23 protein-coding genes are annotated in these 22,514 nt (G+C 44.4%); 6 read left to right on the forward strand and 17 right to left on the reverse strand.

Features of this window, described 5'->3' with window-relative positions; all coding sequences use genetic code 11:
• The first annotated feature begins 116 nt into the window (after positions 1 to 116).
• On the forward strand, positions 117 to 695 hold the full coding sequence (locus JQC93_RS04655; protein WP_205157271.1) for an SPOR domain-containing protein: 579 nt from the start codon (positions 117 to 119) through the stop codon (positions 693 to 695).
• 120 nt (positions 696 to 815) lie between these two features.
• Positions 816 to 1,847 carry a D-alanine--D-alanine ligase gene (locus JQC93_RS04660; RefSeq protein ID WP_205157272.1) on the forward strand — a complete coding sequence of 344 codons (1,032 nt, stop codon included), beginning with the start codon at positions 816 to 818 and terminating at the stop codon, positions 1,845 to 1,847.
• 19 nt (positions 1,848 to 1,866) lie between these two features.
• Here the strand turns inward: JQC93_RS04660 and JQC93_RS04665 are convergent, their stop codons facing one another.
• The gene (locus tag JQC93_RS04665; RefSeq protein WP_205157273.1) at positions 1,867 to 2,832 is read right to left on the reverse strand and encodes a tyrosine-type recombinase/integrase; all 966 of its coding nucleotides are present in this window, start codon (positions 2,830 to 2,832) and stop codon (positions 1,867 to 1,869) included.
• A gap of 96 nt (positions 2,833 to 2,928) precedes the next feature.
• Between JQC93_RS04665 and JQC93_RS04670 the strand changes: the two genes are divergently transcribed.
• Both JQC93_RS04670 and yciH read left to right on the forward strand, forming a co-directional pair.
• A complete protein-coding gene (locus JQC93_RS04670; protein ID WP_205157274.1) occupies positions 2,929 to 3,282 on the forward strand; it encodes a DUF3319 domain-containing protein in 354 nt (117 codons plus the stop codon).
• 9 nt (positions 3,283 to 3,291) lie between these two features.
• Positions 3,292 to 3,603, forward strand: a complete 312-nt coding sequence (gene yciH / locus JQC93_RS04675; RefSeq protein WP_205157275.1) for a stress response translation initiation inhibitor YciH — start codon at positions 3,292 to 3,294, stop codon at positions 3,601 to 3,603.
• A gap of 133 nt (positions 3,604 to 3,736) precedes the next feature.
• Here yciH and JQC93_RS04680 read toward each other — a convergent pair whose 3' ends face one another.
• From JQC93_RS04680 to JQC93_RS04720, 9 genes are all read right to left on the reverse strand, one after another.
• A complete protein-coding gene (locus tag JQC93_RS04680; RefSeq protein WP_205157276.1) occupies positions 3,737 to 4,552 on the reverse strand; it encodes a hypothetical protein in 816 nt (271 codons plus the stop codon).
• Positions 4,553 to 5,009: 457 nt separating this feature from the next.
• A complete protein-coding gene (gene traF / locus JQC93_RS04685; RefSeq protein WP_205157277.1) occupies positions 5,010 to 6,161 on the reverse strand; it encodes a conjugal transfer protein TraF in 1,152 nt (383 codons plus the stop codon).
• Between the two features lie 71 nt (positions 6,162 to 6,232).
• Positions 6,233 to 7,105 (reverse strand): DUF2861 family protein, encoded by an 873-nt coding sequence (locus JQC93_RS04690; RefSeq protein WP_205157278.1) that lies wholly within the window; start codon positions 7,103 to 7,105, stop codon positions 6,233 to 6,235.
• The gene (gene vxrB / locus JQC93_RS04695; RefSeq protein WP_205157279.1) at positions 7,105 to 7,767 is read right to left on the reverse strand and encodes a response regulator transcription factor VxrB; all 663 of its coding nucleotides are present in this window, start codon (positions 7,765 to 7,767) and stop codon (positions 7,105 to 7,107) included. The genes JQC93_RS04690 and vxrB overlap by 1 nt, the downstream gene beginning before the upstream one ends.
• A complete protein-coding gene (gene vxrA / locus JQC93_RS04700) occupies positions 7,742 to 9,118 on the reverse strand; it encodes a sensor histidine kinase VxrA (RefSeq protein ID WP_205157280.1) in 1,377 nt (458 codons plus the stop codon). Before vxrA ends, vxrB begins: the two co-directional genes overlap by 26 nt.
• Before the next feature lie 186 nt (positions 9,119 to 9,304).
• A complete protein-coding gene (gene pntB / locus JQC93_RS04705; protein WP_205157281.1) occupies positions 9,305 to 10,681 on the reverse strand; it encodes a Re/Si-specific NAD(P)(+) transhydrogenase subunit beta in 1,377 nt (458 codons plus the stop codon).
• Positions 10,682 to 10,690: 9 nt separating this feature from the next.
• Positions 10,691 to 12,229, reverse strand: coding sequence for a Re/Si-specific NAD(P)(+) transhydrogenase subunit alpha (gene pntA / locus JQC93_RS04710; protein ID WP_205157282.1), 1,539 nt, complete (start codon positions 12,227 to 12,229; stop codon positions 10,691 to 10,693).
• A 365-nt stretch (positions 12,230 to 12,594) separates the two neighbouring features.
• Entirely contained in the window at positions 12,595 to 12,876 is a 282-nt protein-coding gene (locus JQC93_RS04715) for an HlyU family transcriptional regulator (RefSeq protein WP_205157283.1), read from the reverse strand.
• A 24-nt stretch (positions 12,877 to 12,900) separates the two neighbouring features.
• A complete protein-coding gene (locus tag JQC93_RS04720; protein ID WP_205157284.1) occupies positions 12,901 to 13,263 on the reverse strand; it encodes a late competence development ComFB family protein in 363 nt (120 codons plus the stop codon).
• Positions 13,264 to 13,444: 181 nt separating this feature from the next.
• On the opposite strand from JQC93_RS04720, the gene JQC93_RS04725 reads away from it, so the two are divergent.
• Together JQC93_RS04725 and JQC93_RS04730 are read left to right on the forward strand one after the other, a co-directional pair.
• Positions 13,445 to 14,647, forward strand: coding sequence for a GGDEF domain-containing protein (locus tag JQC93_RS04725; RefSeq protein ID WP_328833207.1), 1,203 nt, complete (start codon positions 13,445 to 13,447; stop codon positions 14,645 to 14,647).
• Positions 14,648 to 14,721: 74 nt separating this feature from the next.
• Positions 14,722 to 15,147: a DUF3069 domain-containing protein gene (locus JQC93_RS04730; RefSeq protein WP_205157286.1), complete on the forward strand. Its 426-nt coding sequence runs from the start codon at positions 14,722 to 14,724 to the stop codon at positions 15,145 to 15,147.
• Between the two features lie 28 nt (positions 15,148 to 15,175).
• On the opposite strand, the gene modC is transcribed toward JQC93_RS04730, so the two are convergent.
• The 7 genes from modC to nrdD form a co-directional block, all read right to left on the reverse strand.
• On the reverse strand, positions 15,176 to 16,261 hold the full coding sequence (gene modC / locus JQC93_RS04735; protein WP_205157287.1) for a molybdenum ABC transporter ATP-binding protein: 1,086 nt from the start codon (positions 16,259 to 16,261) through the stop codon (positions 15,176 to 15,178).
• Between the two features lie 4 nt (positions 16,262 to 16,265).
• Positions 16,266 to 16,940, reverse strand: coding sequence for a molybdate ABC transporter permease subunit (gene modB, locus JQC93_RS04740; RefSeq protein ID WP_205157288.1), 675 nt, complete (start codon positions 16,938 to 16,940; stop codon positions 16,266 to 16,268).
• Positions 16,937 to 17,701, reverse strand: a complete 765-nt coding sequence (gene modA / locus JQC93_RS04745) for a molybdate ABC transporter substrate-binding protein (protein WP_205157289.1) — start codon at positions 17,699 to 17,701, stop codon at positions 16,937 to 16,939. The genes modB and modA overlap by 4 nt, the downstream gene beginning before the upstream one ends.
• A gap of 19 nt (positions 17,702 to 17,720) precedes the next feature.
• Positions 17,721 to 18,428 carry a putative ATP-dependent zinc protease gene (locus JQC93_RS04750; protein WP_205157290.1) on the reverse strand — a complete coding sequence of 236 codons (708 nt, stop codon included), beginning with the start codon at positions 18,426 to 18,428 and terminating at the stop codon, positions 17,721 to 17,723.
• Between the two features lie 12 nt (positions 18,429 to 18,440).
• Positions 18,441 to 19,631, reverse strand: coding sequence for an amino acid aminotransferase (locus JQC93_RS04755; RefSeq protein WP_205157291.1), 1,191 nt, complete (start codon positions 19,629 to 19,631; stop codon positions 18,441 to 18,443).
• A gap of 125 nt (positions 19,632 to 19,756) precedes the next feature.
• Positions 19,757 to 20,227, reverse strand: coding sequence for an anaerobic ribonucleoside-triphosphate reductase-activating protein (nrdG, locus tag JQC93_RS04760; RefSeq protein WP_205157292.1), 471 nt, complete (start codon positions 20,225 to 20,227; stop codon positions 19,757 to 19,759).
• A gap of 64 nt (positions 20,228 to 20,291) precedes the next feature.
• Entirely contained in the window at positions 20,292 to 22,412 is a 2,121-nt protein-coding gene (gene nrdD, locus JQC93_RS04765; RefSeq protein ID WP_205157293.1) for an anaerobic ribonucleoside-triphosphate reductase, read from the reverse strand.
• Positions 22,413 to 22,514: the final 102 nt, after the last annotated feature.

A 22,514-nucleotide genomic window follows, 5' to 3' on the forward strand; every position in this document is an offset into this window, starting at 1 on the left:
GCGCACAACTTTGCGTAAAAGTTCACGTTTAGTGTTAAAAATGTTGCGGTAAGTTCTTGATAATATGACGCCAGAGCGGCATCATTTGAAAATCTCATTTTTGACGTGTACTGAATATGAAACAGATTTTTTCTACAGCCGCTTTATTGACGTTGACCGCCTGTTCAACTGGGCAGATCGTAACTGATGTAAAAGTGGACTCTTACCAAGAAGAGTATGATAGGGAAGTTGTTACTTCGCCAGTCATGTCAGATGTTGAAGAGGTTACCCTAGCAGAAGCGCCCAAAGAGCCAGAGGTCACTGAAGCAATAAATACTGAACCGGAACCTGAACAAGTTGCAGCTGTCGAGCCAGAGCCTGTTGTTGCCGAGCAAGTTGCGACAAAAGAGGCTCAAGATTCTGAGTTGAATGCCAAGTTCGTCGGTTACACCATTCAAGTCGCCGCCTTTGACAGCCAAAAACGCTTCAACAATTATGTAGAGACCATTCCAACCATTAAGCCCGTTTGGAAACACACTAAGAACGTTAATGGTAAGCGTATGTATGCCGTTCTCGTTGGTCAATATGATACCTTCTTGTTAGCACAAAAAGGCGCTGCAGAAGTTTCGGCACAAATGGGCATTAGTGCGCCTTACATACGTAACGTGAAACGAATCATCAACTCAGATTCGCCTGACATCGTTCAAATTAAGTAATCAACCCGCTAAAATTGGTCAATTGACAGGCGCTTGAACGATAGAGCCTTTATCCTAACAGATCGTTTTGGCACAATGGGCGAATTACAATGGAATGCAGCAAGTTAGGCTAACTAAGCGATGCAACAGCAATCAACGCAACAACTAGACTCGATTCACACGCTACTTATTTTCGGTGGTGGTTCATCTGAGCATGAAATTTCACAAATTTCTGCCAACTTTATCAAAAGTAACTTGGATACACTGCCCAACGTCCATGTATCGATGGTAGAGATCACGCAATCGGGTTGGATTATCAATGGGAACAGTGAATGTTACCTTGATATTCACAGCCAAGAGTTAGTTACCGATACACTACGTAAACACGTAGACTATGTTATTCCATGTATTCATGGCTATCCTGGGGAAACCGGTGATATTCAATCACTGCTTGAGTTGGCAAAGATCCCTTACCTTGGATGCGGACCACAAGCAAGTACATTAAGCTTTAACAAGATTTCGTCCAAGCTTTGGTATGACGCGTTGGGCGTTGCTAATACACCGTATTTATTCATTAGTGAACTAAACCAAGACAATGTCGCTAAAGCACATGAAGCCTTTTCTAAGTGGGGCGGACTATTTGTTAAAGCGGCGTGCCAAGGATCATCTGTAGGTTGTTACCCTGTCACCAAAGGAAGTGACATCGAACACGCTATAGAGCAAGCTTTTGGCTATTCAGATCAAGTGCTTATCGAGAAGATGATTAAGCCTAGAGAAATAGAGCTTGCTGCTTACGAACTTGATGGGGAACTAAAAGTCTCTTTTCCTGGAGAAGTAAAAGCGCCTTCGGACACCTTTTATAGCTATGATGAGAAGTACAGTGCAGATAGCCATTCCACCACCGATATCCGCGCCCAAGACATAACGGAACAACAAGTTCAGCTCATGCAAAGCTACACTCGTACTGTGTTTAAGCAAATGAAATTGAAAGATCTTTCGAGAGTGGACTTTTTTCTGACTGAAGAAGGCGACGTCTACCTAAACGAAGTAAATACCTTCCCGGGGATGACCCCAATATCGATGTTCCCTAAAATGCTAGAAGCCAATGGCGACTCTTTTCCGGAGTTTTTGAATAGCGCTATCGTCTCTGCGGTAAAAAGTACGACCAAATAGCCTTTATATAGTATAAGAGTTACGTCAACCAAGGCTTCATTGACTTAAAAGTCAGTCTCGCATTGTCTGCAATATGTTGATTTCCAATATAATGTGCAGGCATCGCGGGACTTAGCCACCGACCAAACTGCTGTATTTCTTTTAAACTCTTACCTTGTGCCGACAGCTCTTTAGCTGCTCCAGCACGAGGAGATTGGCCGCTTAAATGGATTTGCAAACCAAGCGCTTGAGATGCCAATCTAAATACACGGTAAACTGAAGACACATCAAGAGGCTCGATACCAATATTTCCATGGCGATCAACACTCCTAAATACCGGTCCGTCAACAACACCAGATAACTCAAACCAACGATGGATAATGGTGCTGGTAGATTCGCTAAGCAAATAAACCTCATTGCCTATAGTGACACTGTAACTCATAGTATCTTGCCCGTTATTCTTCACGTCACCAACGGTTAAAGCGCACAACTGGCCACGTTTTAGCGCACATTCAAACATCGTTCTAATAATGGCTACGTCTCTTAACGCTTTTGGTTGTTCAATATTCCAAGTCGCTTCCAGCTGATTAATGTGATCGTGCGTAAGCGCAGTTGCAGAGTGAGGCCTAGACTCTTTTGACAAGCGCAAACTCCTCATGAGCAACTGCACTTGTTGATGTCGACTAGGATCCGAAAACCCCAAAAAACGGTGCACAACTGAAATGCTGATAACATTTCGTTTGATCGTGGAATAACGTTTACTTTGCGTTTGTCGCTCAATATACAGACGCAACGCAGTGGATGAAGTGGGAAGAGCAGCGACTCGTTTGCTTATACAAAATGCAATAAAGTCATTCCAATCGTTGACCATTGATAACGCAGAGTTATGAGAATACTGATTTGTAGTAATCTGATGAAAGTCACTCAACTCAATTGCAGTCGAAAACTTTAGGATAAGTTGGTTTTTCAGGTCTAAATCCGTGATCGGTACAATCTTTTTGCGCATTGAGCGTCCATTTAGCGGTATGTAATGGAATGGCATGTTGATTAAATCAACATAGCATTTAAAATACAAGCATACTATACGACAAACTATACAGTTATGACAAAACGAGTCTATAAGGGACTTACCCTAAAGTTGGCGCAATCTTCGCCAGAGATATGGGAAGTCAGCATTAAGAAGCAAACCATTAAAGGGCCTCTACAAGCTCTGTGTAAAAGCATTGATTGGTGGCAGCAAACTGCGCAATTGGTAGATCCTAAGAATTTTGCTTCACTAGCCAAAACTTCAGAGACAAAAGCGGGCACCAAAGAGCAGTACAACGGTTACTTACTCAACAACGACACTGGTGCTCCAGGCGAATGGTATTGTATGTTCCACGGTAAACTGCTAAAAGGTGGTAAGGTTAAAATCCAACAGTTTATCGATGCAAATCATGCGAAGTTTGCTCGTTAGGAGAATTGTGTGTCTTTAGTATATTCAACAGAGTCTGGTCGAATTACACCAGAAAAAGAAAAGCCGTCTCGACCTCAGGGTGACGGTATCGTACGTATTCAACGTCAAACCAAAGGACGTAAAGGCAAAGGTGTCTGTTTAGTGACAGGGATAGACTTGGACGACGTACAGCTTAAATTAATCGCTGCCGAGCTTAAGAAAGTGTGCGGTTGTGGTGGTTCGGTAAAAGATGGCGTAATCGAGATTCAAGGTGACAAGCGTGAACAGATTAAAACGCATCTGGAAAAGAAAGGGATGACCGTAAAGTTAGCGGGCGGATAATCCTTATAAGCGACAAAGAGGCAGCAAGGGCTGCCTCTCTATTAATCAATTGAATTTAACATAAGATAGATTATGCGCGCCTTAGTTGTGTTACTATGTTCGCTTAATACTGTCGAAATACGCGCTGTGGGTTCTAATAAAACCAGCGAGCGTAATGAAGTCGATTGCTAGGGTCACTCAAATCTACGTACGTCAGTACAATTGCAACTCTATCAGTTCCTGCAGGTACAAATGCCATCTGGATTTCAACGTTAGTATATTCATTACCTGAACCACACTGATTAACGTACCCATTATTTGGAGATTTATAGTATTGTTCGGTGACCTTAAGCATTTGCCCAGAGATTTCACACACTGTAACAGTGTCGCTTAGGTCACTTTCAGGTGCTTCAACTTCTTGGTAATGAAACACTAAAGTGTCTGGATCGACACTCATATTCAGTGTTCTGCATACGCCGGATTGACAATCAACTATGGGCAATCCCGCTAAGAGGTCTGTCAGTGTGCCTATATTGAGTGTCTCAACAAGTGCGTCAAGTGAATACACACGTTCTCCATTAACGTCATTCAAGTCAATTGTTGATTCAGTCGCTGTTGCTGATATCTGATTTGCTTCTTCAACGGTTGAAATAATGAGGTCTGTGGCGGTCTGTTCTCTATAGTAATATTGGTACAGGTCTAATTGATTGTCGTCATAGACACCATTCATCCCCACAACATACTCCGCTCTATCCTCTTCTAGTAACGCTAAAGAGGCTAAAAAAAACTTACTGGTACTTGCACTGTCCACAATAACCAATAACCCATTACTAGGATCATAATACAGTTGCCTTAGTTCGTCAGCGGTCGAAACATTGGAGCTAGTTGACCCTTTTGGCGATCCATCACTTCCTCCGCCACAAGCAATAAGCAGCGATGTAATGAGGACCATTAGTGCGTTTCTATACATCGTGTTGTGCTCCTAACGTTTCTATAAATATCTAACTTCTACCCTTTGTAAATGAGCGATAGCTAATGCATCCGCGCCTTCTAATTGTTGTGCAGTTAAGTCAAAAGCGTTAGTCACGAGATTGCTAATTCAGCAACGTCTTATATCTGAGAATTGCTTGCATTGTTGCTTTGTCACTTTTTTTAGATCTAACAGCATAATATGCTGCGAATATTTCGGATTTGTAAGTTTGCTACACAGTAATTAGTAAGCACTTACAAACTCGTGTCCATTAAGGCGTTTTCACTATAATTAAAACACTATATATCAAATACTTAACTAGATAATTTCATTTATAGCTCACGCAAACTTACAGTAAAAGCTCACTGAATTTGTGCAAAGTCCACGAGTTATAGTGTTCTAGAGACCAAAAAAAACCGCTCTAGTGAGCGGCTTCAACAAAACATAGTTCTTAAGTCTAATAATAGACTAAAAAGTTGGCATAGAGCCCTAGGTTATCCATCGACTTATAATTTATCGCCGCGTCTAAATGAAAAAGACCAAACGGGGAAATGCCTAAACCTGCTGTATAAACTTCCTCGTCACTAAGACGATTAGTTTTATAGCCAACCCTTATTTGGGCCTGACGCGCAAGATCGAACTCAGCCCCTACCCTCAACATTTTTACGTCGTCGTCAAAGGCGTTAAAACGTTTATCACTGTTAATGTCGTAATCCACGCTAAAACTCATGTAGTCATCAACATAACCCGCACCAACGGTATACACCGGTGTCAAATCATAGCGATATCCTACATTGTAGGTTTCGCTCCCAATGGTTTCTGTGTAACTTGCCGTATCGACGCTTTTACTTAACAGATTTTTACCCGCAATGCCTAATCTTAGCGGCCCATAAAACCATAATGCACCAGCATCTAAGTTAAGCCCAGATTCGCTGGTCATCTCGCCACCCATTTCTAAGATCTCAAACGATTCAAGTGAAGAGCTGTCTACATAGGTGTAAATCTGTTGAAATTTCGGCGCGATACCAAATGACATATGATGACCCAATACATTGGCGTATTTGGCAAAGTTAACCCCAAACTCAAATATACCAACAGACACTGCATGTACAGCAGAGCTCTCTGCTCTATCTATTGGATCGCTACCATCTGGCACGAGAGGGGTCGCATACGTATCGTTGTAGATTTTAGTGAATACATTGGTCGATACAATAGGATTAGGAATGGCAAAGGCGGCGATTGCACCAATTTCAGTACGAACTTGATCACCAGACAGCGCATTGAGCGCACTATTAACCTCATCGGGATCGACAATCGGTTGATCCATTACGTCCATCAAGTTTTCGATGTCGTCCATCAAACCATCCTGATTAACATAACCGATACCGACACCTGGTAATATCATACCAACATCGTCATTTTGACGATAAATAGTCCCGAGAGCTGGATTGTAAAAGGGAGCGGTTAAATAGGACGCAGTCACCACACCTGTCCCACCCATACCGTTTCCTCTTCCGTCAACGGCATAATTGTTCGCAAATACAGATGTGGTGGCAAGTGACAGTGTCACCAAGGAGAGTTTAAAAGTCGTGTTACTATTCCACTGCATGGTAATTTGGATATCCTTTCTATCGATATCTGTTATTACGGCCTATGGACAGGATTCTTTAGCTCTTTTTACTATTCGTCGGCGAAATCTACGGTTTTACTCAATATTTGTTGATCGACGTATCGAATCAAACCCTGATAACGAAAATGAGAGATTGACACTTGTAACACGTAACGGTCTGCAGACGTTTGTAGAGACTTAATATTTTCGGAGTAATTACCTTCGTATGACTTGTCATACACGGTCTCATATTCTCCATCTACATAGTCGAGCAATTTGACTTGTTGAATAGGAATTGGACAGTGTGTGTTAAGCAACTCATTTTTAACGACCTTCCACGTTTCTTTAGAGCTCCACCGTACTTCATGATCACGAAGTTCATCATAAATGATCAACCAATCTGACCACTTTTGCTCACTTTCGGTGGTTAAGTTTAAACGATAGAGTCCGGGCTTTAGGCGTTGGTTGAGGATAAAGTTTTTATTAAATCGGTACGCACCGCTTTCACTGTCGAGAATAAGATTCTGTTTGGTTTCTTTTGAAATAGCATTTTCTGGCCAATCAATAATCTGAGCGTCGGTAATGGTAACGTCGCTTTCAATATCAAGATCGAGAGAGTAACTCACCCTGCCCGGCCTTTCGAGCGAGCTTTGAGTGACTTTCACAGTGCGGATCCATTCTGGATAAGAACGAGAAGAAATGGATTTCCCGCAATCAACCTGCAATGACGTTTCTAAAAGATCATTGACGTGTTGGCGATAGTTAGCATCAAGAGGCTCTTGCTGCCAGCTAGTGATCAACGCATCAAACATTGCACCCAAGTCATCTTCCAACAACGCTTGGTGCGCCAATGTTAACGCACTGCTATTACTAAACCAATTTGCCTGACTAGCAACAGGAAGAGTGGCTAACAAAGTTGCAGCAAGAACAGTCCAACGTTTCATTAGCTCTTCATCTTGTAACCAACACCGCGCAGTGTTTCAATTTCTATTCCTGGTAGTTTTTGTCGAAGCTGCAAAACGTGTGTATCGACCGTTCTTGTGGTTGGGAAATGATTATATCCCCAGACATGATCCAACAACTCGTCTCGGGTAAACACACGTCCAAGATTGGTTGCCAAGAACAGCAAAAGATCAAATTCTGTGCGAGTTAACGAAACTTGATCGCCTTTAAACTCAACTTCACGCGTTTGTTTATCGATCACTAGGTCGTGAACCAGAACACGACTATCTTCTTGTTGATAATCGTCATAGCTAAGTCGCAAAGCAGCTCTAATTCGGGCAAACAACTCGGCTTCAGCAAAAGGTTTCGTTAGGTAATCATCCGCACCTGCATCCAAGCCAGTCACTTTATCTTTTACAGTGACCAGAGCAGTCAGCAAAATAACAGGAATCGATTTAAGCTGTTTCCAACTCGGTAGATGTTCAACTGAGTCGCCATCTGGCAATTGTCTATCCAAAATGACGATGTCGGCTTTTGCCCATAGCGCCGCAACATCGGCAATGCACTCTGCGTGCAAACACTCATATCCAGCCTGCTCTAGGCTAACAAGCAGTCCATCAGCTAAATTCTTATCATCTTCAACAAGAAGCAACGTCTGTTTCACACGGGATCTCCACTATAAAATTTGTCGGAGGACCAATCAGTTTCATTGTCCCTCCCATTCTGTTCACCATAGCATTTACTATAGTTAAGCCCAACCCTAAGCCAGATTTACTTACAAAGGGTTGTTTCAATTTTTTCCAATCTTTCTTACTAAGATTCCCGCCATCGATAACTTCAACCCTAAGGCGATTGTTATCTGCCGTCATTCTTATTTCGACTGGCGCCTCACCATATTTTATGGCGTTGCTGATCAAGTTATCAATACAGGTACCAAGCCAATAGATATTAATTCTAACTGACCGGTCTTCATTTAGTGACAGCGTAACTGGAACCTCATATTCTTCAACTTTATAATCCATCCACTCTTTGAGTGAAGGCAACCATTCAACAGCTAAAGGTTGATTATCTGACTGTAAATAGTCTTTACTGGCTTCAGCGAGTTGCCGCAGACGTCTCGAATCTTCACAAAGGCGTCGAAACTCGTCGTAAACAGACTCCGGTAATTCCTCGAACTCTCTCCTAAAACCTTCTACCGTCATGGATAAACTGGCAATCGGGGTACGCAGTTCGTGCGTTAATATCTGCAGGACTAACATCCGAGAACGCATTTCGTCTCGTTTGGAGTTCCAACGATATACACCCCAACCTACAAACGAGATGATGTTAATCACCACCAGTATAATAACGATACGCTTAAAGTAGTTTGAGTCATCAACCGTAAACCAACACAAGTTACCGCGCGAAATTAAACAATTATTGTCCTTGGCCAACAGATTATAATTAAGGCCGACGGTTTTTGCGTGACTGTCCAAACTTGCTTGAGGAAAAATGAAATAGCGTTCGCCTTTTCGTATCCAAATGTGCTCGCCCTGCATGATCATTCTCGATCCGGCCAGCAATGCCCGAATGCCCTCTTCGGTCATCAATTGTAAGCGGCCAAGTAGACCCGAGTCCGCAAGCGCTCGTTCTGAAACGTGCATGTAATCTTGTAAATCTTCAGCTAATTCAGGATGGGACACCACATACCTCGCGGCATAACTTCCCCCTCCCGGATGGATCAACCCTGAACGTGCAAACCAACGCTCCGGCAAATCAGTCCCACTACATAGAGCTCTTGTGAACACCAAGGCTTCTGTTGTTAAAGGGCTCATTGGCAATCGCCCCGTACACTTTTGCGCAAGACTGTATAATTTTTGAAGATCTTTAAGCGGATAATTAGACGTTTGTGGCAATAGCGATTCTGGGGAGATTAGGTGCGTCGGAAATTGCGACTGGATAACGTGAATATCATAGGTCTCTATGGCCTGTTCGTAGTTGAACAGATCCATAAGTGTTTCGAGTTTTTGCGGCATCGAAGCCAACGCCACTGATGGCAAGCAACAAAGAATTATCAGTAAACGCTGTATCAAGACAATGGCTCCTAAACCTAGACGCACAATATACAAGATAATGGTGAAATCACCAAATCAACCATTCACGTGACAGCGTCACATAAAGCTATGATAAAAAAGGCCGCTCGTACTTGAGCGGCCTACTGTTTACAGGTGAGCGCTTATTTGTAGACAAGAGTCTTTAGCATCACCAAATAGCATACTGGTATTTTCTTTAAAGAACAGTGGGTTCTGAACCCCAGCATAACCGGTATTCATCGAACGTTTAAACACGACAACGTTTTGAGCATTCCACACTTCCAATACAGGCATTCCCGCGATAGGACTGTTTGGATCCTCAAGTGCCGCTGGGTTAACCGTATCATTTGCGCCAATAACGAGCACAGTGTCCGTTTCAGGAAAGTCGTCGTTGATTTCGTCCATTTCAAGAACGATGTCATACGGCACTTTCGCCTCCGCCAACAATACATTCATATGTCCTGGAAGACGGCCAGCAACAGGATGGATACCAAAGCGAACAGTAATCCCCATTGAACGCAGTTTCTCAGTGATTTCATGAACTGGGTATTGTGCTTGAGCAACTGCCATACCGTATCCTGGTGTGATGATGACTGATTTAGAGTTTTTCAGCATGTCAGCGACTTCTTCAGCCGTTGATTCACGGTGTTCACCCTGCTCTACATCTTCACTAATAACCACTTCTTGGCCAAACCCACCAGCAATAACACTGATGAACGAGCGATTCATTGCCTTACACATAATGTAAGACAGGATCGCACCTGAAGAACCCACCAGTGCACCGGTTACGATCAACAGATCGTTGGCTAACATGAAACCTGCTGCCGCGGCTGCCCAACCAGAGTATGAGTTAAGCATAGACACCACAACCGGCATGTCCGCGCCACCAATTGAGGCCACTAGGTGATAACCAAACGCAAACGCGATTAGCGTCATGATGATAAGTGGGAAAAGTCCACCATCACTGCTTAGGTACCAGTTCAACAAGAACGCTGAAACGACGATCGCCGCTAAGTTGAGCTTATGTTTGTGCGGAAGATTGAGTGGTGATGAGGAAATGATCCCTCTCAACTTACCAAAGGCCACGATAGAGCCTGTAAAAGTAACCGCACCGATGAATACACCTAAGTAAACTTCCACAAGGTGGATAACGTGCTCAGCGTGAGTTGCCGCTTCTGGCGCGTCAAGCAAGCTGTTATAGCCCACTAACACAGCAGCCATACCCACAAAGCTGTGAAGTATCGCGACTAACTCTGGCATTTCGGTCATTTCAACTTTACGTGCAAAGTGAATACCGATTGCTCCACCAATGACCATTGCAATGATCACCCATGTCAAACCACCAGCATCTGGGCTAAAGATGGTCGCAATAAGCGCGATCGCCATACCCACGATGCCGTAGTAGTTACCCGCTCGCGCAGATTCTTGCTTAGACAATCCAGCAAGGCTCATAATAAAGAAAACAGCAGCAACGATGTAAGCTGCTTGTACTAATCCTGCAGACATTCGTTACTCCTAATCTTTGCGGAACATTTCTAACATACGTTTGGTAACGGTAAAGCCACCAAAGATGTTAATACTGGCAATCAACACGGCAATGAATGCCAAGAAAGTCACGACGCCGTTGCCTTGACCTATTTGTAACAATGCACCCACAATGATGATCCCCGAAATCGCGTTAGTAACCGACATCAATGGTGTGTGAAGTGCGTGTGTTACGTTCCAAACCACATAGTAACCAACGACACAGGCTAAGATGAATACGGTAAAGTGCGATAGGAACGCTGCTGGTGCAACCGACGCGATCCAACCAAACGCACCCACTGCGGCAACCAAACCAACAACCTTTTTAATCGGTGACGTTGGTGCTTCTTCCACTGCCTCTTTAGGGGCTGCGGCTGGTTTTTGTTCAACTTTTGGCTGTGCTGATACCTGAATCGGCGGCGCAGGCCATGTGACTTCGCCGTCTTTTACAACTGTGACACCACGTACTACGACGTCCTCAAAATCGATCGTCACTGTGCCGTCTTTTTCTTTGCACAATAGCTTTAGAAGGTTAACGAGGTTTGTCGCGTACAATTGTGAAGACTGAGTTGGAAGGCGTCCAACCATGTCCGTATATCCGACCACCTTAACGCCATTACTCGTCGTTATAACCTGATCCGCAACGGTATATTCACAGTTGCCGCCGTTAGCAGCAGCAAGATCGACAATGACACTGCCCGCCTTCATGCTATCAACCATCTCTTTGGTGATTAGCTTAGGTGCAGGACGGCCAGGGATAAGCGCTGTGGTGATAATAATGTCGACGTCTTTCGCTTGCTCAGCGTATAGCTCAGCGGCTTTTTTATTGAAATCGTCAGACATCTCTTTTGCATAGCCGTCACCAGAGCCCGCTTGTTCTTGGAAATCGACTTCCAAAAACTCTGCACCCATAGATTCAACTTGCTCTTTTACTTCAGGGCGAACGTCAAAAGAGCGAACAATCGCACCTAGGCTGCCAGCTGCACCGATAGCAGCAAGACCAGCTACGCCCGCACCCGCCACAAGCACTTTAGCGGGTGGTACTTTACCCGCCGCAGTAATTTGACCAGTAAAGAATCGGCCAAACTCATGCGCGGCTTCAACTACAGCACGGTAACCGGCGATATTCGCCATTGAGCTCAATGCATCGAGGGCTTGTGCGCGAGAAATACGCGGTACAGAGTCCATTGCCATTACGTTAATGTTTTTGCTAGACAGCTTCTCCATTAACTCTGGGTTTTGAGCAGGCCACACGAAACTGATTAAGGTTGCACCTTCTTTAATTGCTTCAATTTCAGCATCCGTAGGAGCATTTACCTTTAGAATGACATCACTTGACCAAATATCGCTATGGTTTCCAGATGTCGCGCCAGCGGCTACATAAGCTGCATCGTCAAAACTGGCTAAAGCACCAGCCCCCGATTCAACGACGACGTCGAACCCTAATTTTAAGAGTTGCTCAACGGATTTTGGCGAGGCTGCGACTCGCGTTTCTCCGTCTAAGACTTCTCTTGGTACACCAATTTGCATGTATCACATCCTATTTGATTGGCTATTTTTAATTTTTATCCGTTTCTGTCTGTCTTCACTGTAAATAAAGTACTTAATCAGTGAAATGTTGCGTCAACTAAGGGTTGATTCTGTCGTTATGTATGTAAAAAAACAACATATAAAAAACAACACAGAGGTCAAACCAGTGCTTTAACATTTTTAGAAGCACAACTTTGCTGCGCAACAAAGCTAACTTTAGGCAATAAGTTGATCTTATTCCAAAAAGAAAGCCGATAGAGTAACCCCTATCGGCTTTTTGAAAGATGATATTTATCAATTCTGGGCTCGAGTAGGAGGTCACACCACCATTAAAACACATCGGCCAAGAAGCATAAACATGCAGATTAATTAAATATTGAATCACCCATCTGATCGATGAACGTCTTAGACTTATTCTGCATTAGGTCGATCGCATCTTGTTTAGAGGCCACAACATCACTACGAATAAAGCGATGGGTTTTTTGCTCTTCACCTTCCCCTTTATTAATGTAGCCAGCGATTCGATATTGACCGCCCTCCGCGATGGGCTCTGCGATGATCGAAAAGCCTTTGTGCTCTATAGGTTCTGCTTGAGTTGATTTTGGTGCGGTCGAACCGCCACCGAAAAATTTAGAAAGTAATCCCACGTAACAGCCTCTGAATTATTGTGATTATTTAACAATTGGGGTCTCATACCATTCTAACTCAGCGTCTTCGTCATACAAGCGATTCTGCTCGCTCTGGATCACAGGAAAATCATCCTCTCGATGCTTACGGCGATCATCGCGTATTAAACGCTCGGCAGCATCTAACGCAATTTGTGCCTGATTGAAGTAGTGCTCTCGTTTCTGAATGGGCAACGCCGCAATGAAGTCGACGTCAAATCGTATATAGATAGGTCTAAGTTGAGACAATGCGATACAGGCGATGTCTTGCAACTTATCGGCGCTATATCGTTGATCGAGTTGATTTTCGACCAGTAATTGCCCAACGATTTTTTCCATATAATTGTGAACTTCATTGCCAATGTGCATGACTACACTCCTTTGCCGTACATTTGATAACCGAATCACTCTCTTTTCAGTGATGTATAAAGGAGTTTCGCATAATTTCACTTGGCAATCAGTAGAATAACCGTATGCTATGTCTCAAAATTGATAGATTGTAACTCTCCTCAAATTGATGACTGCATTCCCTGCTAATCGAACCAACCTCGTGAGGTTGTTATCACCTTTGGTGTTGATACTGGGCGTATTCTTGGGTAAAGATGCGTTGGTATCGTTAGCAGGCGACAACTTCACTATTGTAGGAAATCTCCCTTACATCTTATTTGCCATCGCCATTCTTATTTGCCAAACCTTTAACCAAGGCAGAATGGGTATGATTGCCCTGCTAATGACCGTATGTTACTGGGTTATTCAAACGCGCTTGCAAACGCCCCTTGCGACGGGGACCACCCGTTTAGAGTACACGCTACTAGCGTTCATCCTGCCCGTTGCTGCCATGATGGTGTACCTGTTCCCCGAAAAGAGATTGTTTTCTCAATCCGGCGCGTTGTACTCACTGTTATTGCTGTTTATGCTCGGTTGGGCAGCCATAACGATTCGCCACTATACCGATGTTGGACAGCAAGAGTTATGGGACGGGATCTTACTGATTGTTCCTCAAGTATCGACGCTGCCACTGATCATTGTGTGCTATTCAGTGTTATTGATACTCACCTCTGCCATGCTGCTCGCCTATTACAGTCGCGCGTTGGACTTTACTATCTATTTGTCGCTGCTATGCGCTTTTTGCACTTTTTTTGCGCTTAACACGCCGTATATTTCTAGTTTGTTGTTCTCTCTTGCGGGACTACTGACTATTGCCAACGTGATTTCAACCAGTCATGAACTGGCCTTCGTGGATCAATTAACCGAGATACCAGGTCGCCGAGCATTAGAGTCAGAGATGAAGCATCTTGGGCGTAAGTACACCATTGCAATGCTCGATATTGATCACTTTAAATCGTTTAACGATACCTATGGTCACGATACTGGCGATCAGGTGCTGCGACTTGTTGCGAGCAAAATGACCCAAACTCGGGGCCAAGCAAAAGTGTATCGATACGGTGGCGAAGAATTTACAGTGTTGTTTAAAGGCAAGACCAAACAACAAGCAAAACCGATATTGGAAGAGCTTCGCCAAAGTATTGAAGACTATCGCATATCACTGCGAGACAAAAATGGTCGCCCCCAAGACGATAAAGTAGGTACAAGCAAACGAAATCAATCCAATAAGGTGAAGACGGTTCAAGTCACCATTAGTATTGGCGTTGCTGACAGCAAAGAAGAACGTGATCCCACTGCGGTAACCAAGGCAGCGGATAAAGCGCTTTATAGAGCTAAAGACAAAGGTCGTAACCGCGTCTCATTTTAGCCCCCATAATGAAGACCTAACTATTTCCCATTAGGGTGTGTTAGGCTTACCAAAAAACCATAAGAGTAATGATTATGAGCGATAACCAGATTACGTTAACCATTGATGATGCATCACCAGAGCTAAAACAAGTTATTGAGTTTGATGAAGTGCCTGAAGGTATGCACGATATGCTCGTGTCAATACATCATGCGTCGATGGCCTCGGTACAACAAGCGTGGGATCAATTACCAAAAAGTGCACAAAACGTGGTCGATAATTTTGAGCAGTTCCATGCACTCGTCACAGTAGGACAAGGGTTTGCTGGCGTACAACTATTAGAAGAGTTCGACAGCATGCCTCAAACTCAGAACTTGTCTGATGAACAAAAAGAAGCGTCTAGAGCATCAATGCTTAACGACGTCTTAGAGCGCTGCGTTAAAGACATGGTAAAGCAGGTCAAAAAGGCTCGCCGCGACCCTATTCTAAAATCCGAATTTGTTGAAGTGTTTAAGCGCTAAAACCCGCCAATAAAGTAGTAATATTGAACTACTCTCCGAGCGCTGCAACATCGTAGCGCTCAACACTAACGGCTTTTATTTGTGCAAAGATCCATTGCCCTTTAATAATGGCCAGTTCGTCCAACGCCCAAATACTGACATTTGCCCAAAGTACGCTATCTTGTCCGAAAGAGATTTTAACCAGCGCGCCATTGTCGTTAATGACTATATCGATGACTTGACCGTGTAAACTGTTGCGAATCGAGGTTGCAACGGGCTTCTCCAACGATAACGACACGTTATTTGCATCGACTTTTACGCGAGCATTCTCACCGAAGGTTAAATGACTGTCGTTGATCCAAATAGCTTGGCCATTTGGCAAGGTTACGGGTACAAAGCCAAACTCGTTGGCATCGCGGCTCACTTTTCCAACCAATAAGCTACTTTGACTGTTGTGATCATTCCATGCAGAAAGCGCGTTCGATGCAATCACTTCACTAGGTGCACCTTGCGTTAAAATAGCGCCATCATCCACCACCACCATGTAGTCGGCTAACTGAACAATTTCACTCATGCTATGGGTAATGTATAGAATCGGTATTTTTATTGATTGATGAAGTTTCCTGAGGTATTCGATCAACTCTCTACGTCTCGGCAGATCCAACGATGAGAGGGGTTCGTCCATAATGATCAATGATGGGTCGCTCAGTAGACAGCGCCCTATCGCAACACGTTGCTGTTCACCACCGGACAGTTCAGACGGTGTAAGGTCGAGCAACTCCTCTATCCCTAATAGACTCGAAATCTCATTCAACTTATCGCTCATTGCGTGCTTAGAGAATAAAAGGTTTCGCCTAACGGAAAGGTGTGGGAATAGCCGATGCTCTTGAAATACCACACCAAATGATCTCGCCCACGACGGTATACAAATGCCTTTGTCAGTGTCTAACAATACTTGTTCTCCAAGTATTACCCGACCCTGCTCAGGAAGCATGAGTCCACTTAAGATATTAGCAATGGTTGTTTTACCACTGCCAGATCGGCCAAACAGCGCGGTTATTCCTTGCTGTGGAAAGCTGAAATCCACTGAGAGTGTTTTTTGCGAAAATCTATGATTAAATCTAATTGAAATCATTGGACTACCTTACACTTTTACTCAATCGATTCGACAAAATCATTGAGCCTAGCGCTATAGCGATGGCGATAACACAAAGCCGTGCAGCCTGATACTCCATGCCTGGGATCTCTACAAAGTTATACATTGCAAGTGGTATAGTTTGAGTCTCTCCGGGAATACTGGATACAAATGTTATAGTCGCACCAAACTCGCCTAGGCTTCTCGCAAAGGCCAGTACTGCCCCCGATATGACGCCGGGCCACGCTAGCGGCAAAGTGACTCTCCAAAAGACCTGCCAAGGTGAATGGCCTAAAGTATGCGCGGCTTTCTCTAGTTTAGTATCAACTTGCTCAATGGCTTGACGAATTGCTCTTACAATTAAAGGTAAAGAGACTATGACTGACGCGATCACCGCTCCTTTCCAGCTGAATCCGAACTCAACACCAAAATACCGATACAGTGGATCGCCTAGCCAGCCATAGCGCCCAAATGTGATCAACAGTAAATAACCCACGACAACGGGTGGTAGGATAAGCGGCAAGTGGATCAACGCATCAACAAGGCTCTTACCCAAAAACTGTTTTCGTGCCAATAACCACCCTAACGCTAGCCCAAGTGGCAGTAACCAACAAAGCGCCACAAAGGCAACTTTCAAACTAAGTAGTATTGCGTCAAGTTCGAACTGAGATAAGCTCATGATTCAAACCCTTGCTGCTTAAATTGCTGTTGCACAGTAGCTGAAAGAAAGTACTCAACCAGTTTAGTTATAGAACTATTGTCGTCATGACTCCCTAATAGAATCATCGGATAGGTGATCGTAGAGTGAGATTTTGCATCCAAACGGCCTAAAATAGTGACAGCGTCACTATTAGTCGCATCGCTAGCATACACTATCCCAATTGGGGTTTGCCCCCGCTCGACAAGGGCTAAAGCATTTCTTGTGCTGTTAGTTGGTGCCAATTGGCTACTGATTGAATCCCACAGTCCATACCACGCCAACGATTGTTTCGCGTACATGCCAACAGGTACAGATGATGGTTCACCAATGGCCAGTCGCTGGCCCGACAGTTCTTGTTGCCACCAACTCAATTCCCTTGGTGCAAAATCACGCTCACTAGGGGGAACCTTGTTCGACCGAACGACAACCATATGATTACTGACAAAATTGCCCGCTAGTTCACTAACTAATCGCGAATCAGATAAGACAGCGTCGCTCCACTCTTTATTTGCCGAGATAAACAGATCCGCTCGTGCGCCATATTGGATCTGACGAGCAAGCTGTCCTGATCCTGCGTAAACTACCCTAACCTTTGCCTGATGTTCCTGCTCAAACTGGTCAATCACCTCGGGTAACAATACCGTTAATGATGAGGCAGCAAATAGGGTGATGGGTTGTTCATCGCTGGTTGCATATGTGACGCTACTAAACAGTAACGCCACAAAAACAACTGCGTTCATTAATGCACTGGTGTTCACTCTATTTGCTGGCTTTTGGCTGCACAAACTCGCGACTAGTATCGATAACCGCTAAGTCTCGGTAAAAGCTTTTACCTAGCATAAATGGGTATGGCAGTTTAGACTCTTCTGAGAGCAAGAAGTCTGTATTTTCTTTCAGTTTACCTACTTGAATCCAAGCCGTTACAACTGCTTGTTTTGCTACATCTGCTGCTTCTTCGCTGTTTTTAGCTTGATCTTCAGCCTTGTCACTGGTCACTTTACGCCAGCTTTTAACCGGTAAGCTAAATTCCTTACTTTTGATGTCGTCATGCTCAACGGTAAAGCTTACCCATTTTTTGCCATTGCGCTCAAAAGGCGTCACATTAGACACAGACATCACCGAAACGTCGAGATCTTCGTCGACTCCGGCAGTAAAGCTGCGCTCTACAGTTGGTAAATAAATGTACTCTTTGTTGCCTAAGATCAACGCGCCCGTTTCATCTTCGATAGGCAACACTTTTTTCACTGTTTCTTCAGTCTCTAGAACAGGTTCGGTTTCGTCGACCGGTTCAATTTCAAACTCAGGAAAATCGTTTTCTTCTTCATACACGACGCTATCGTTGTATTCTGGCTGTTCGACGACAGGCGGGTTGGTTTCGATTGACGCCTCATCGGACTCTTTTGGTGCAGTAGCACAGCCTGCGAGCACTGAAGCAACCGTAAGGGCAACCAATGTATGTTTATTCATTCAATACTCCTATCACTCTTGTCCTGCAATTGCAGCAATCGCTTTTGCCACAAAAGGAATGTCTTTTTCAGATAACGCTGCAATATTCACTCGACCATCAGCTACCGCGTAAACACCGCACTCTGTTTTAAGTTGCGTCATTTGTTCTGGGGTTAACCCAAGCAATGTAAACATACCTTTATGCTGGGCAATAAAATCGAAGCGATGACTACCGGTTTCTGCAATGAGTGCGTTAACCAAACTGACTCGCAAGGTGGTGAGTCTTTCGCGCATCATGTTCAATTCATCGAGCCACTGCTTTTTAAGCACGTCATCGCTCAACACTTTCTCTACCAGTGCTGCACCGTGATCCGGTGGCATGGTATAGGTAGCCCTTGCCAACGTCAGTAATTTACCCTTTGCGTATTGAGCGTGTTGGGTTTCTTTACCCACCACTATGGCAACACCGGTTCTTTCACGATATAAACCAAAGTTTTTGGAGCACGAAGCAGAAATCATCGCTTCTGGGACTTCATTCACCATGTAGCGCAAACCTTGCGCATCTTCCTCAAGTCCATCTCCAAAGCCTTGGTAAGCAACATCAATAAACGGCGTAAAGCCCTGCAACTTGGCAAGCTCGGTCACCGCTTTCCACGCATTCATATCCATGTCTGCACCGGAAGGGTTATGACAGCATCCATGCAGCAACACGACGTCGTTTGAGTTCGCTTGCTTCAGATCTTCTAACATCGCAGATGTATCTACAAGCTTAGTCTCAGTATTGAAGTAGCGGTAGAATTTCACTTCTAACCCAGCAGCTTCCATCACAGGCTGATGATTCACATAACTAGGATCGCTTATCCACACACGAGCAGAAGGCTCTGCCTGCTTAATCAAGTCCGCTAACATTCGCAGCGCGCCACTGGCGCCAGGGGTTTGGATCACAGCACTTCGAGAAATAGCGTCGCTATCTCCCAACACAAGGCTTAACATCGCTTGGTTAAAAGGTTCACTGCCGGCTAATCCCACGTAAGACTTGGTGGTTTGCGTGTCTGCAATCAGCTTCTGAGCCGACGATATTGCACCCATTATTGGCGTATCACCGTCATCATTACGGTATACACCAATGCCTAGGTCTACTTTATCGGTGCGTTGGTCTTGTCGATACTCGATCGACAACGACAAAATTGGATCTTGCTGGGGTTTTGGAAGGTGAGAAAACATCGGTCACAACTCTTTGAATTCCATATCAATAAAAGTACCGTATCACTAAGCTTATGTGACCTCAAGCTAAGCCTTGCTATGTCTACAATTAGAGCGCTATTTTGAGTGTTTTATCCGCAATTCGCTCACACAAACTTAAAGTAGTGAATGATCTGATTTGAACTGCCCCGCCATTCTAGGCGTGGATCGGCGTTTGATTGCTCGAATTTGCCGTCCACCAACACATCAACATAATCGACGACTTCCTGTTGACGTTCGCTGAGTTCGGATAATAAATAGCCACTCCACATCCAAATGTCTTTCCCTGGGCACTCCGCCTTAACACGGGTCACTAGCTGTAAAACAGCCTCTAAATTACCAGGATAGAGTGGATCACCTCCCGTCAAAGACAAGCCACGACGTTTTATCCGAGGATCGTTTAGGTCAGCAATAATTTGATCCTGGTGCTCTCGCGTAAACAGCTCGCCCGAGTCGGGAGACCAAGTTGACTGATTGTAGCAACCACGGCACTGATGGATGCACCCAGACACAAACAGAGTTGCTCGTGTGCCCGGACCATTAACGACATCGACTGAGTAATATTGGCTAAAATTCATGTCCACTCCACAAACCAAAAAAGGCGAACTTCAGCTCGCCTTTTTATTCATATTGCACGGCTATTTATAGATGCTTAACGCGACGTTTAACTTCTTCTTGCTTACCAAAGTTAAAAGGTCTCGCGTCTGGGCTACCCAAATAGCCACATACGCGGCGTGTTACCGATACTTTGGTCGAGTCGTGGTTGCCACAGCTAGGGCAAGTAAATCCTTTACTCGTACACTCAAATTCACCACTGAATCCACATTCGTAGCACTCATCGATAGGCGTATTGGTTCCGTAATAAGGGACCCTTGTATAACTGTAATCCCACACGTCCTCTAGGGCTTCGACGTTACGCTGCATATTTGGAAACTCACCGTAGCAGATAAACCCACCACTAGAGATCTTCGGATACGGCAATTCAAAATCGATTTTGTCGTATGGGTTAACCTTTTTCTCTACGTCTAAGTGGAAACTGTTAGTGTAGTACCCTTTGTCAGTAACACCTTCAATCACGCCAAACTCTTTCGCATCCACACGGCAGAAGCGACTGCACAAGTTTTCACTCGGTGTGCCATACAAGCTAAACGCATAACCTGTTTCTGCTGCCCACTTTTCGACTTTCTCTTTCATGTAAGCAATAACAGCGAGCGCTTTTTCTCGCAGCTCTTGATTATCGTAAACGTGAGTCTCAGTGCCATAAATGGCATTAATGGTTTCGTGAATTCCGATGTAACCTAACGAAATAGAAGCACGGCCATTTTTGAAAATGTCTGCCACAGAGTCATCAGGCTTCAAACGAACCCCACAAGCCCCTTCCATGTAAAGAATTGGCGCAACGCGCGCTTTCACGGTCTCTAAACGAGTAATACGCGTTTCTAATGCACGGCGCGCGACTAATAGTTTCTCGTCAAGAAGTTCGTAGAAGCGAGCCTCATCCCCTTTAGATTGGATCGCGATGCGAGGCAAATTCAGGCTTACAACTCCGAGGTTGTTACGTCCTTCATGGATCATCTCACCGTTTTCTTCATACACGTTTAAGAAGCTTCGGCAACCCATAGGAGTTTTAAATGAACCAGTAATTTCCACGACTTTGTCGTAGTTTAAAATGTCTGGGTACATACGCTTAGAGGCACATTCTAACGCCAGTTGCTTGATCTCGTAGTTTGGATCTTCTGCGCGATGATTTAAACCGTCTTTGATTGCAAAGACTAGCTTAGGAAATACCGCTGTTTTTTTGTTTTTACCTAAACCCGCAATACGATTCTTTAGAATCGATTTTTGAATGAGCTTAGCTTGCCACGATGTACCCAATCCAAACCCGAAGGTAACAAACGGCGTTTGCCCATTGGCGGTGTGCAGCGTGTTGACTTCGTACTCAAGAGACTGAAATGCGTCATAACACTCTTTTTCAGTACGTGACATGGCAAACCCTTTCGGATCATGAATGTCCCACTCTTTGGCAATTTCTAGATTTTTGTCGAAACTGCTGGTGACGTAGGGCTCTAATACCTCATCAATGCGGTTGATCGTTGTACCACCATAGATGTGTGATGCCACCTGCGCGATAATTTGCGCGGTCACAGCAGTGGCTGTAGCAATCGACTTTGGCGTATCAATTTCAGCATTACCCATCTTAAAGCCGTGGGTTAGCATGCCTTTAAGATCGATCAACATACAGTTGAACATTGGGAAGAACGGTGCGTAATCGAGATCATGGTAGTGAATATCTCCACAATCATGAGCTTGGACAATATCACGCGGCAAAATATGCGTCTTGGCGTAGTGCTTAGCTACGATACCTGCAAGCAGATCGCGCTGCGTTGGGATCACTTTACCGTCTTTGTTCGCGTTTTCGTTAAGCAAATCCGCATTAGATTGTTCAATTAGGCCCTGGATTTCCTGGCTAAGTACGCTTTGTTTCTCGCGAGCAATATCACGATCGTGTCGATATTCAATATACGATCGTGCAAGTGCTTTTTGCGAGCCTTGCATCAATTCATTTTCTACAAGTGTCTGAATCTCTTGTATCTGAACGTCAGCGTGATCCATCAGTTTCGCTTCAACGGCATTTGCTACTTTTTGCGCGTATTCCGCGATTCCCTGTTCACTGTTATCTGCAGCACTTTCAATTGCCGCAACAATGCGATCCCGACTATAAGGGACACGAGCTCCATCTCGCTTGATCACAACTGGTTTCACATACACTCCTTACCCACAAGCTACCCACAGGCACACTATATAGGGTATACATTTTTAAATTAGACACTAGATATTGTGGGCGTATTTAACGAAAAGTACCAA

The sequence above is a fragment of the Vibrio ulleungensis genome, assembly GCF_016900875.1.
GTDB classification, from domain to species: Bacteria; Pseudomonadota; Gammaproteobacteria; order Enterobacterales; family Vibrionaceae; genus Vibrio; species Vibrio ulleungensis.